General features: G+C 71.6%; 6 protein-coding genes. 5 read left to right on the forward strand and 1 reads right to left on the reverse strand.

What is annotated here, in order from left to right:
* Positions 1-8: 8 nt before the first annotated feature.
* The 5 genes from HHX37_RS13985 to HHX37_RS14005 all read left to right on the forward strand — a co-directional run bounded on the left by HHX37_RS13985 (position 9) and on the right by HHX37_RS14005 (position 8,444).
* The gene (locus HHX37_RS13985; protein WP_310740366.1) at positions 9-3,737 is read left to right on the forward strand and encodes a nitrate reductase subunit alpha; all 3,729 of its coding nucleotides are present in this window, start codon (positions 9-11) and stop codon (positions 3,735-3,737) included.
* Positions 3,737-5,368 (forward strand): nitrate reductase subunit beta, encoded by a 1,632-nt coding sequence (narH, locus tag HHX37_RS13990; protein WP_182885642.1) that lies wholly within the window; start codon positions 3,737-3,739, stop codon positions 5,366-5,368. The genes HHX37_RS13985 and narH overlap by 1 nt, the downstream gene beginning before the upstream one ends.
* Positions 5,365-6,090, forward strand: coding sequence for a nitrate reductase molybdenum cofactor assembly chaperone (gene narJ / locus HHX37_RS13995; protein ID WP_259406412.1), 726 nt, complete (start codon positions 5,365-5,367; stop codon positions 6,088-6,090). Before narH ends, narJ begins: the two co-directional genes overlap by 4 nt.
* Complete coding sequence (gene narI, locus HHX37_RS14000) at positions 6,087-6,824, forward strand: respiratory nitrate reductase subunit gamma (RefSeq protein ID WP_182885643.1); 738 nt, start codon at positions 6,087-6,089, stop codon at positions 6,822-6,824. Before narJ ends, narI begins: the two co-directional genes overlap by 4 nt.
* Positions 6,825-7,043: 219 nt before the next feature.
* Complete coding sequence (locus tag HHX37_RS14005) at positions 7,044-8,444, forward strand: nitronate monooxygenase (protein WP_310740367.1); 1,401 nt, start codon at positions 7,044-7,046, stop codon at positions 8,442-8,444.
* Positions 8,445-8,712: 268 nt separating this feature from the next.
* Here the strand turns inward: HHX37_RS14005 and HHX37_RS14010 are convergent, their stop codons facing one another.
* Positions 8,713-12,492 (reverse strand): type I polyketide synthase, encoded by a 3,780-nt coding sequence (locus HHX37_RS14010; RefSeq protein ID WP_310740368.1) that lies wholly within the window; start codon positions 12,490-12,492, stop codon positions 8,713-8,715.
* Positions 12,493-12,501: the final 9 nt, after the last annotated feature.

A 12,501-nucleotide genomic window follows, 5' to 3' on the forward strand; every position in this document is an offset into this window, starting at 1 on the left:
GCACCGCCGTGTCATCACGCCCGCCCCAGGACGCCACCGGTACTCCCGCTACGGACTCGGTGCCCGGTGCGGCTCCGCTGCTGGCCGCACGTCGTTTCCTGACGAAGGAGACGGTCGGCGACAGCGGGCGGACGCTGCACCAGATCGACCGGAGCGCCTGGGAGACGTTCTACCGGGACCGATGGCGCTACGACCGGGTGGTCCGGTCGACACACGGCGTGAACTGCACCGGCTCGTGCTCGTGGAACGTGTTCGTCAAGGACGACCTCATCACCTGGGAGCACCAGGCCACGGACTATCCGACGACGGGTCCGGACGCGCCGGACTACGAGCCGCGCGGCTGTCCGCGTGGGGCGTCGTTCTCCTGGTACGAGTACTCGCCGTCTCGGGTGCGGCACCCGTACGTGCGCGGGGAGCTGGCCGAGATGTTCCGCGCGTCGCTGAGGCGCCTCGGCGACCCGGTGCTTGCCTGGGCCGACATCGTCGAGAACCCGACGAAGGCACGCGTGTACAAGACCCGGCGGGGCCGCGGCGGATTCGTGCGCGCCTCGTGGGACGAGGCGATCACGATGACGGCCGCCGCCCACGTCTACACGACGAAGACGTACGGCCCGGACCGCGTCGTGGGGTTCTCGCCGATCCCGGCGATGTCGATGGCGTCGTTCGCCGCCGGTACCCGCTACCACGCGTTGCTGGGCGGCACCCTGCTGAGCTTCTACGACTGGTACGCGGACCTGCCGGTGGCGTCCCCGCAGATCTGGGGCGACCAGACAGACGTGCCCGAGGCGGGCGACTGGTGGAATTCCACCTACCTGATGATGTGGGGCTCCAACATTCCGGTGACCCGGACGCCGGACGCGCACTTCCTCGCGGAGGCCCGTTACCGGGGCACCAAGGTCGTCGCGGTGAGCCCCGACTACGCCGACAACGTCAAGTTCGCCGACGACTGGCTCGCGCCACACCCCGGCACCGACGGCGCCCTGGCGATGGCCATGGGACACGTGATCCTCACCGAGTTCTTCCGCGACCGCGAGGTGCCCTACTTCACCGACTATGTCCGCCGTTATACCGACCTGCCGTTCCTCGTCACGCTGCGGCGGCGTGACAACGGCGTCTGGACCCCCGACCGCTTCCTCACCGCGCAGGACCTCAGCGAGGACGATGACCGGAACGACGACCCGGACCGGGCCGCGGCGCACAAGACGGTGCTCGTCGACGAGCGTACGGGCGAGCCGGTCGTGCCGAACGGCTCGCTCGGGTTCCGTTACGGCGAGCGGGACGCCGGCCGGTGGAACCTCGACCTCGGCGAGGTGGTGCCTGCGCTCGGCCTGCTCGGACTCACCGGCGACGCCGTCGAGGTCGAGCTGGCCCGGTTCGACGTCGGAGACACCGAAGGCGGCGCCACGATGCGCCGGGGCGTCCCGGTCACGCGGATGGGCGGCCACCTCGTCACGACCGTGTTCGACCTGCTCATGGCGCAGTACGGCGTGCGCCGCGGCGACCTGCCCGGCAGCTGGCCGGCCGGGTACGACGACGCCGGCGAGCCCAACACCCCCGCCTGGCAGGAGAACATCACCGGGGTTCCCGGCGCGCTCGCCGCCCGGATCGCCCGCGAGTTCGCGCGTAACGCCGAACGCAGCCGGGGCCGCTCCCTGATCGTCCTCGGCGCCGGGGCCAACCAGTGGTTCCACTCCGACATGACGTACCGGGCCTTCATCTCGCTCGTCACCCTGACCGGCTGCCAGGGCGTCAACGGCGGCGGCTGGGCCCACTACGTCGGTCAGGAGAAGGCCAGACCGCTGACCGGCCAGCAGCACATGTCGTTCGCCTTCGACTGGCAGCGCCCGATGCGCCACCAGGCCGCCACGCCGTACTGGTACCTGCACACGGACCAGTGGCGCTACGAGCGGGTGCCCGCCGACGAGCTGTCCTCGCCGCTGGGCACCGGCCGGTTCAGCGGCATGACGTTCGCGGACACGATCGCCGCCGCCCAGCGGATGGGCTGGAGCCCCGGCCACCCGGCGTTCAACCGCAACCCCCTCGACCTCACCGACGAGGCGGCCGAGAAGGGCCACAGCGTCCAGCAGCACATCGTGGACGAACTGACAGCCGGACGGCTCAAGGCGGTCGCCGATGACCCCGATGACCCCGCGAACTTCCCCCGCTGCCTCACGCTGTGGCGGGCCAACCTGCTGGGCTCCTCCGGCAAGGGCAACGAGTACTTCATGCGGCACCTGCTCGGTGTGGACTCCCTCGCCGCCGCGCAGGAGTGCGACCCCGGCCGGCGGCCCCGCGACGTGGTCTGGCGCAACGAGGCGCCGACCGGGAAGCTGGACCTGCTCACCGCGATCGACTTCCGGATGACCAACACCGGGCTGCACGCGGACGTGGTCCTGCCGGCCGCCACCTGGTATGAGAAGCACGACATCTCGACCACGGACATGCATCCGTTCGTGCACGCGTTCAGCCCGGCCGTCGAGCCGCCGGCGGACGCGCACACCGACTACGACACCTTCCTCGCCCTCGCCGACCGGTTCAGCGAGCTCGCGGCCACCCACCTCGGCGTACGCCGTGACGTCCTCGCGGTTCCGCTGCAGCACGACACGCCCGACGAGCTCGCGACGCCCGGTGGCCGGGTGCGGGACTGGAAAGCGGGGGAGTGCCCGCCCGTGCCCGGCGTGACGATGCCGAAGCTCGTCGAGATCGAACGCGACTACACGCTGATCGGCGCCAAGATGCGCGCGGTGGGCCCGCTGCTCGACACCCTCGGCACCACCACCAAGGCGATCACCGTCGACGTCACCCCGGAGATCGAGTATCTCGCCCACCAGAACGGCGTCGTCGCCGACGGCCCGTTCGCCGGACGCCCGTCGCTCGCAACCGCCGACCGGATGTGCGAGGCGATCCTGGCGCTGTCCGGCACGACCAACGGACGGGTGGCCGCCGCCGGCTTCGCCGCCCTGGAAGCGCGCACCGGTCAGCGGTTCGTCGACCTGATCGAGGGCCACGAGACCGACCACATCTCCTACCCGGACACCCAGGCCGCACCGCAGCCGGTGTTCACCAGCCCCGAGTGGTCCGGGTCGGAGAAGGGCGGCCGCCGCTACTCGCCGTTCACCCTCAACGTCGAACGGTCGAAGCCCTGGCACACCCTCACCGGGCGGCAGCACTTCTTCGTCGAGCACGACTGGGTCGCCGAGCTCGGCGAGCAACTTCCCGCCTTCCGCCCGCCGCTGAACATGGCGCGCCACTTCGGCAAGCCCGGCGAGCTCGTCGACGGCGGCGTGACGGTCCGGTTCCTGACCCCGCACGCCAAGTGGTCGATCCACTCGATGTACCACGACAACGAGCTGATGCTCGCGCTGTCCCGGGGCGGGCCGGTGATCTGGATGAGCGTGGAGGACGCCGCGAAGATCGGTGTCAGGGACAACGAGTGGATCGAGGCGCACAACCGCAACGGCGTCGTCGTCGCCCGTGCCGTCGTCAGCCACCGGATGCCCGAGGGCACGGTGTTCCAATACCACTCGCCGGAGCGGACGGTGAACGTGCCCAAGGCCGAGAAGAGCGGCCGGCGCGGCGGCTACCACAACTCGATGACCCGGCTGCTGGTCAAGCCCACCCACCTCGCGGGCGGGCACGCCCAGCTCACCTACGCCTTCAACTACTACGGCCCGATCGGCAGCCAGCGCGACGAGATCACGGTGATCCGCCGCCGTGCCCAGGAAGTGGAGTACTGATGAGGATCCGCGCGCAGGTCGCGATGGTGATGAACCTCGACAAGTGCATCGGTTGTCACACCTGCTCCGTCACCTGCAAGCAGACCTGGACCAACCGCGAGGGCACCGAGTACGTCTGGTTCAACAACGTCGAGACCAAACCCGGCATCGGATATCCCAAGCACTACGAGGACCAGGATCGCTGGCACGGGGGGTGGCAGCTCGACGGCAAGGGTCGGCTGACCCTGCGATCCGGAGGCCGGGTGAAGCGGCTGGCGCGCATTTTCGCCAACCCGGACCTGCCGTCGATCGACGACTACTACGAGCCGGTCACGTTCGACAAGGACATCCTGGTGAGCGCACCCGGCGGCCTCACCGACACGCCGGTCAAGCGGCCGTACTCCGCGCTGACCGGTGAGCCGGCCGCCGTGGAGTGGGGAGCGAACTGGGAGGACGGCCTCGGTGGCGCGCACGAGCGGGCCGGCCGCGACCCCAACATCGCCCGGATGCCCGCCGAGGCCGCGGCGAAGGTCAGGTTCGAGTTCGAGAAGACCTTCATGTTCCACCTTCCGCGCATCTGCGAGCACTGCCTCAACCCGGCCTGTGTGTCGGCGTGCCCCTCCGGCGCCATGTACAAGCGGGAGGAGGACGGCATCGTCCTGGTTGACCAGAACAAATGCCGGGGCTGGCGGATGTGCGTGTCGGCGTGCCCGTACAAGAAGGTGTACGTCAACCACGCCACCGGCAAGGCCGAGAAATGCACCCTGTGCTTCCCGCGTATCGAGGCCGGCCAGCCCACCATCTGCTCCGAGACCTGCGTGGGGCGGTTGCGCTACCTCGGCATCGTCTTCTACGACGAGGACGCCGTCCTCGCCGCCGCGTCGGTGAAGGAGGAGCGCGATCTGCTCGACGCCCAGCGTGACGTCTTCCTCGACCCGCACGACCCTGCCGTGCAACAGGCCGCCCGCGACGCCGGCATGCCGGAGGAGTGGGTCGAGGCCGCGCGGCTGTCCCCGGTGTGGCGGCTGATCGGCGAGTATCGGATCGCACTGCCGCTGCACCCGGAGTATCGGACGCTGCCGATGGTCTGGTACGTCCCGCCGCTGTCGCCGGTGCTCGACGCGGCCGGCGCCGCGGGCCGCGACGACACCGACGCCGACGACGTCTTCCACACCATCCGCGACCTGCGCATCCCGGTGGAGTACCTCGCAGAACTGTTCACCGCCGGTGACGCCGACGCCGCCGCCGGGGTATTGATGAAACTGGCCGCGATGCGGTCGTACATGCGGGCCCGCACCTTGGACGGCACGGTCGCCCAGGGCTTGCTGGACGGCATCGGGATGACCGCCGAGCAGGTCGAGTCGATGTACCGGTTGCTCGCGATCGCCAAGTACGACGAGCGGTATGTCATCCCGGCCGCGTACGGCAAGGACGCCGCCGCCCTTGAGGCGCAGGCGGCCTCTGCGGGCGGCTGCTCGCTCGACTGCGAGGGCGGCCCGGGCATGGGCGGGTCCGAGCCGGCCGCCGCGGAGCGTTTCCACCTCGTCAGCGGCGGCGACGACGTGCACGCCGGCCGGCGGGGGCTCACGTCGCGGCGGTCCGACGGGCGGACGGGCCTGTCCGTCGACCCGGTGCGGAGGGGGCGGTCATGACCATGCCGACGACCACGTCGATGAGCACGCCCATGACCGCGCCTGTTATCGTGCCGCCGATCGACGCCGCCCTGGTGACGGCGGCCGACCGGACCCGGCTGTTCCGGCTCGCGTCGGTGCTGCTCACCTACCCGGACGCCGATCTGCTCGGCGCCCACGACGAGCTGCGCGGCGCCGCCGCCCTGATCGAGCACCCGTGGCCGCGCGGGCAGGTCGAGGAGTTCCTCGCCTGGCTGACCGGCACCGCGCCCATCGACGTGCAGCGGCACTACGTGCAGACCTTCGACCTGCGCCGCCGATCCGGCCTGTACCTGACGTACTACCTACACGGCGACACCCGCAAGCGGGGGATGGCGCTGCTCATCCTCAAGCAGCGCTACCGCGCCCACGGCCTGCGGCTGGCCGCCGGTGAACTGCCCGACCTGCTGCCGATCGTGCTCGAGTTCGCCGCCACGGTCGGCCCCGGCGAGGGGGAGGCGCCGCTGCGCCAGCACCGGCGGGGCATCGAACTGCTGCGCGCCGCTCTCGCCGACCTCGGCACGCCGTACCGCCTGCTCCTCGACGCCGTCACCGCGATCCTGCCCGAGCTGACCGACGCCGACCGGAAGGCCGTCGCGGAACTGGCCCTCGACGGCCCGCCCGTCGAGTCCGTCGGCCTGGACTTTCCGGGTGGCGTCGGTCTCGCTCCCTACCCCACCTGCTCCCCGTCGGAGGCCCGATGAACACCGTCGTCTGGATCGTCCTGCCGTATCTGTGCCTGGCGGTGTTCGTCGGCGGCCACGTCTGGCGGTGGCGCCACGACCAGTTCGGCTGGACCACGCACACCAGCCAGCTGCTGGAGAGCCGGATCCTCCGCCTCGGGTCGCCGCTGTTCCACCTCGGCGCGTTCGGGGTCATCGGCGGGCACGCCGTGGGGCTGCTGGTGCCGGCCTCGGTGACCGCGGCGCTGGGGATCCCCGAGCACCTCTACCACCTGACCGCGGTCTGGGGTGGCACGCTGACCGGGGCCATGCTCGTCGCGGGGCTGGTGCTGCTCATCGTCCGCCGCTTCATCGACGGGCGGGTGCGGCGCAGGACCACCTCGATGGACAGGGTGCTCTACCTCGCGCTGACAGCCATGATCGCGTTCGGGATGACCGCCACGGTCGCCGTCAACCTGCTCGGTGACGGGTACGACTATCGGGAGACGATCGCGGTCTGGTTCCGCAGTGTGTTCTGGTTCTCCCCGCGTAGAGACCTGATGATCGGCGCGCCGTTGGTCTACCAGGTGCACGCCATCGGCGGCTTCCTGTTCCTGGCGTTGTGGCCCTTTACGCGGCTCGTGCACGTCTGGTCGGCGCCGCTGGCCTATCTGTGGCGCCCGTACGTCGTCTACCGTGCGCGCCGAGGGCCGCTCCCGGCCGCTCCGCCCCCGCCGGTCGCCGTGCGCGAGGCGACCGCACGCCTCGGCCGCTGACGCCCCCACGGGGCAGGAGGGGACCGGCGGCCCGTCTGCCGGGGGACCTTCGTCACTACAGCCCCCTCTCGGGCCGTGGTGGACTCCTGATCGGCCCCGCCGCCGGCGGGCCATAGGCGAGAACCTGGGACTTTGGGGGGATGCGGGTTGTCCGACGCCGATGGCGGTACGGAAGGATTCCCGACAGCGCGGACCGGGTCCGCGGGGGCGGCGCCGCCCGTGTTGATACAGGGCGGGATGGGCGTGGGGGTGTCCGGGTGGAGGCTGGCCCGTGCGGTGGCGGGCACCGGTCAGCTCGGCGTGGTGTCGGGCACGGCGCTCGACGTCACGCTGGCCCGCCGGCTGCAGCAGGGGGATCCCGGAGGGCATCTGCGCCGTGCGCTGGCCCGTTTTCCGGTCCCCGAGATCGCCGAGCGGGTCCTGGCCCGCTACTTCGTCACCGGCGGGGCCGTCGGCGACAGGCCGTACCGGCCGGTGCCGCGTCTGGGGCTGCGGCGCGGCCAGGCCGCGGACGAGCTGGCCGTGGTCGCCAACTTCGCCGAGGTCCTGCTGGCGAAGGAGGGGCACGACGGTCTGATCGGGGTCAACTATCTGGAGAAGATTCAGATGGCCACGCCGGCCGCGGTCTATGGGGCCATGCTCGCCGGAGTCGACTACGTGCTGATGGGCGCCGGCATCCCGGCGGAGATCCCGCGGCTGCTCGACGATCTCGCGGCGCAACGGAATGCGGAGATCTCGGTGACCGTGACGGGGGGCGAGACGCCGCACACGGTCGGCCTCGACCCGGTGGCACTGCTCGGCCGGTCGTTCGCGCCTCTGGCACGGCCCCGGCTGCTGGCGATCGTCTCCTCGCACGTCCTGGCCGCCTACCTCGCGCGCTCGGCCGTGACCAGGCCGTACGGGTTCGTGATCGAGTCTCCGGCGGCGGGCGGTCACAGCGCGCCGCCGCGCGGCCGGGTGCGGCTAAACGAGGCGGGCGAACCCGTGTACGGCCCGCGTGACGAGGTGGACCTCGGCAAGGTCGCGGCGCTCAGCCTGCCGTTCTGGCTCGCCGGTGGGTACGGCACGCCCGACGGGCTCGTTAGAGCGCTGGAGACGGGAGCCGCCGGGATCCAGGTGGGGTCGGCGTTCGCGCTGTGCCGGGAGTCGGGCCTGGACGACGAGCTGAGGCGGCGACTGCTGCGCGACGCCGCCGACGGCGCCCTGGAGGTCCGCAACGACCCGCAGGCATCCCCTGCCGGTTTTCCCTTCAAGGTCGCCCAGGTGCCCGGCACGCTGTCCGATGCCGGCGTCCACGCGGAGCGGCCCCGGCTGTGCGATCTGGGCCACCTGCGCACGCCCTATCAGAAGCCGGACGGCGCGGTCGGCTACCGCTGCCCGGCGGAACCAGTGGAGACCTACGTCCGCAAGGGCGGTCGCGTGGAGGAGACCGCCGGGCGCCGGTGCCTGTGCAACGGGCTGCTGGCCGCGATCGGTCTCGGACAGCGCCGTCCGGACGGTTATCTCGAGCCCCCGCTGCTCACTCTCGGCCAGGACACCGGCTTCCTCAGCGGTCTGCCGGACGACTACTCGGCCGCCGACGTGGTCGACCGCATCCTGCAGGGGACCAGCGCACGCTGATCCAGAGCCGGGGGCCGGCGGCGCCGCCTCGCTTCCACGGACGCCGATCGCCACGAGCGGCCGGCGTCCCGGGACGGCCGCTGCCACGAGAGCGCACGGGCGCTCCCGGACGGCAGTCAAGCCTGTCACTCCAGGTAGTTGTCCTGTAGTGCGTAGTGCATCAAGGTCTGGCACCTGTGGACCAACCGCTGAGCCGTCGGAACCAGAGCCGACGACGACAGCCGGGCGGCCCGAGGGGATCGTCCCTCGGGCCGCCCGGCCGGCGGCCTCATCCCCCGATCGCGGGCATGCTCTCGGGAACGGTCTCCGCCGCCGCGTCCTGTTTCGAAGTCGAGAGAAGCTCCACCAGGTGATTCGCGATCGCGGAGATGGTGGGCTGCTGCCACAGCAGGGTCGTGGGGAGACGGCAGCCGAAGCGCTTCTCCAGGCGCCGCCGGACCATGACGGTCATCACCGAGTCCAGCCCCTGTTCGACAAGGGGACGCCGGATCGCCAGGTCCTCGGGGGCCAGCCTCATCACGGCCGCGATCTCCGCGCAGACCTCGGGCAGGACGCGCTCGTGCAGGACCTCGGGCGCCAGGCCGCCGAACGACTCCGCGGGCTGCCGGAAATCCTCCTCGTCCGGGGCGGGCGCGTCGATCACCGGATAGCGGAGCCCCGAGAGGTGTCCCACCACCCGGCCGTCCAGGTCGGCCACCAGCGCTCGCACGGTGTCGTCGGCGGCCGGGTCCACTGCCGCGTCGATGATCACCGTTGTTGGCGGCGTCCCGGTCAGCACCACCTCGTCGATGTGCACCACCATGCGCAGCACCGGATCGCCGGGGAACACGCAGGGCGCCACGGACATCGCCGCGTCCAGAGCCGAAGCCCAGCCCCCCGGTTTCTCGGTGCGGACCGTGGCCCGCAGCACGCCGTCTCCGCTCAGCAGCGTCTCGATCGTCCAGTCGAAGCCTGTCGAGGGCACGCCGACGGTGGCCAGCCGGTTGTGCACGAAGCCGGGGTCCATCGGGGTGAGACCACCGGCGTCCGGCAGCACGTCGGGCTTCACCTGTCCCGGAGCGGCCACGTCCGCGGTGACGTGCACCAGCCAGGCTGGTTCGGGCTCGTCGGGGCCGGCCGGCGTACGGGCCGCGAGCCGTATCGCCGGAGGCTCGTGCACGACCTGGATCTGCCTGCGCTGCGCGGTCATCAGCGGATGCATCATCTCCACGTCTGTGAGCGTGACGTCCTCGTCCTCGACCGCGTGCAGGAACGTGTTGACCAGCACGGCGGCGGGCACGATCTCGACCCCGTTGAGGGCGTGGCTGCCCGGGTAGGGCCGGTTGGCGTCCTCCAAGCAGGTCCGCCACACCCGGGTACGGCTGCCCGCGAGGCTGGTCCCGGCTCCGAGCAGGGTGTGAGAGTGCACGTCATGCCCTCCGTTGCCTTCCTCGTTGTAGGACTCGCGCCAGTGGCGGCGGTGCTGCCAGGCGTACGGCGGCAGATCGGTCAGGCCGCCGGACGGCTGCAGCCGGCTCCAGTCCACATCGACGCCGTGACAGTGCGCCGTGCCCACCGCGATGAGGAAGGTCTGTAGCTCCGGCTGGTTGCGGCGCAGTGACGTGCCGACGAAAACGTCCTCGAACCCGTTCTCCGAGAGCGTCTCGGTGACGGAGTGCGCGACCACGGGGTGGGGAGAGATCTCCAGGAACACACGGTAGCCGTCCTGCGCCGCAGCCGTCGTCGCCGCGGCCAGCCGCACGGGCTCCCGGAGGTTCGCCGCCCAGTACGCGCTGTCCAGGACGGGCGTGGACCGGGGGTCCGCCAGCGCGGTCGTGTACATGGGGATGCGGGGTGCGCCGAACGAGAGATCGGTGGTGGCGGCGGCCAGTTCGACGGCCAGAGGATCCATGTGCGGGCTGTGGAAGGCGACGTCCGACGCCACCCGCCGCACCACTATGCCCTCGGCCGGCCACTCGTTCACCACCACCTCGACCGCGGCGACGTCGCCGGCCAGCACGGTGGAGCCGGGCGCCGACGAGATCGCCGCCACCAGGTCGGTACGGCCGGCCAGCCTGTCGGCCGCCTCCTCGAAGGACAGGTCGACCATCACCATGGCCCCCTTGCCCTCGGCCTGACGCAGCAGCCGCGAGCGGCGGCAGATCAGGCGGGCGCCGTCGGCGACGGTCATCGCGCCGGCCGTCACCGCCGCCGCGATCTCACCGACGGAGTGGCCGATGACGGCCTTCGGAGCGACCCCGTACGCGTTCCACAGCCTGGCGAGGCCCAGCTGCATCACGAAGATCATGGTTTGCACGCGGTCGATCGTGTCGAGATCGCCGTCGGCCAGGACCTGCCGGGGAGAGAAGCCGATCTCCTCAGCGAAGATCGGCGCCACCTCGTCGACCAGGGACGCGAACTCCGGCACGGCGAGCAGCTCCCGCCCCATCCCGCGCCACTGGCATCCCTGCCCGGAGAAGACCCAGACCGGACCGGGACCGAGCTCGGGCAGCACGTCCCCGGTGAGGACGGCCTCGGCCGGTACGTCGTCCGCGAGCCTGCGCAGGCCGGCCGCGAGCTCGTCCCCGTCCGCCCCGATCACGACGGCGCGACGGGGCAGATGGGTGCGCCGCAGCGCCAGCGTGTGCCCCGCCGACGCCAGGTCGAGCCCTTTCTCGAAGTGGTCGGCGAGCCTGCCCGCGTACTGCCGCAGAGCCTGCTCCGACGCGGCCGACAGCGGGAACAGCCGCTCTCCCGTCTCCTCGTCCCGGGGCACCGGCTGGGCCGGAGGAGCCTGCTCCAGCACGATGTGCGCGACCGTGCCGCCGTACCCGAAGCTGGAGACGCCCGCCCGGCGGGGGTGGTCGCGCTCGGGCCAGGCCGACCGCTCGGTCACCACGCGAAGGCCCGAGGTCTCCCACGGGATGGCCGGGTTCGGGCTGTTCAGCACGCTCGGGGGGATCTCACCCCGGTCGAGGGCGAGCACCGCCTTGATGACGCCGGCGATGCCGGCGGCGCCTTCGAGGTGACCGATGTTGGACTTGACCGAGCCGATGAGGCACGGGTCGCCGGGGGGCCGCCGCGTGCCGTACACGGAGGAGAGCGCCCCCGCCTCCAGCGGGTCGCCGAGCCGGGTCCCGGTGCCGTGCGCCTCGATGTAGTCGACGGTGGACGGCTCGACGCCCGCCTGCCGGCAGGCCCGGATCATCACGTGTTCCTGAGCCTCCCCGCACGGCGCCATGATGCCGTTGGTGTGCCCGTCCTGGTTCACGGCGCTGCCGATGACGAGCGCGAGGATCCGGTCGCCGTCGCGCCGCGCGTCGGACAGCCGCTTGAGCACGACCACGCCGCAGCCCTCGCCGCGTCCGTAGCCGTCGGCCGAAGCGTCGAACGACTTGGACCGCCCGTCGGGGGCCAGGGCTCCGGCCGTGCCCAGCGTGAGGGTCTGGCCCGGGGAGACCAGCAGGTTGACGCCGCCGGCGAGGGCGACGTCGTTCTCGCCGAGCCGCAGACTCTGCGCGGCCAGGTGCAGCGCGACCAGCGACGCCGAGCAGGCGGTGTCGATCGCCATGCTTGGCCCGCGCAGGTCCAGGGAGTAGGAGATGCGGTTGGCGACGGCGCAGGTCGCGGCGCCGATCCCGGTCCACGCCTCGATCTGGGGCAGGTCCTCCAGGAGGCGGCCCCCGTAGTCGGCGGTGCAGACCCCCATGAACACCCCGGCGTCGGTGCCGGCCAGCTCGTGCGGCGGCAGGCCGGCGTTCTCCAGGGCCTCCCACGCGGTCTCCATCAGGATCCGCTGCTGCGGGTCCATCAACTCGGCCTCGCGGGGCGACAGGCCGAAGAACTCCGCGTCGAAGCCCTCGATGTCGCTCAGGAAGCTGCCGTGACGCACGGCGCCGCGCAGCGCGGCGGCGTATTCGGGGCTCCGGTTCTCGTACCGGCGCCAGCGTTCGGCGGGCAGCGATCGGGTCGTGTTCCGGCCGTCGCACAACAGGTCCCAGAACTCGTCCGGTGAGTGGGCGTCGCCGGGAAGACGGCATCCGATCCCGATCACCGCCACTGGTTCCACCCGGGCTCC

The sequence above is a fragment of the Microbispora sp. H10885 genome, assembly GCF_014161415.1.
Lineage (GTDB): Bacteria > Actinomycetota > Actinomycetes > Streptosporangiales > Streptosporangiaceae > Microbispora > Microbispora triticiradicis.

Excerpts from the sequence above, each read along its gene's own strand:
- narJ (WP_259406412.1), top strand. The coding sequence starts at position 5,365 with ATGACCATGCCGACGACCACGTCGATGAGCACGCCCATGACCGCGCCT.
- narI (WP_182885643.1), top strand. The coding sequence starts at position 6,087 with ATGAACACCGTCGTCTGGATCGTCCTGCCGTATCTGTGCCTGGCGGTG.
- narH (WP_182885642.1), top strand. The coding sequence starts at position 3,737 with ATGAGGATCCGCGCGCAGGTCGCGATGGTGATGAACCTCGACAAGTGC.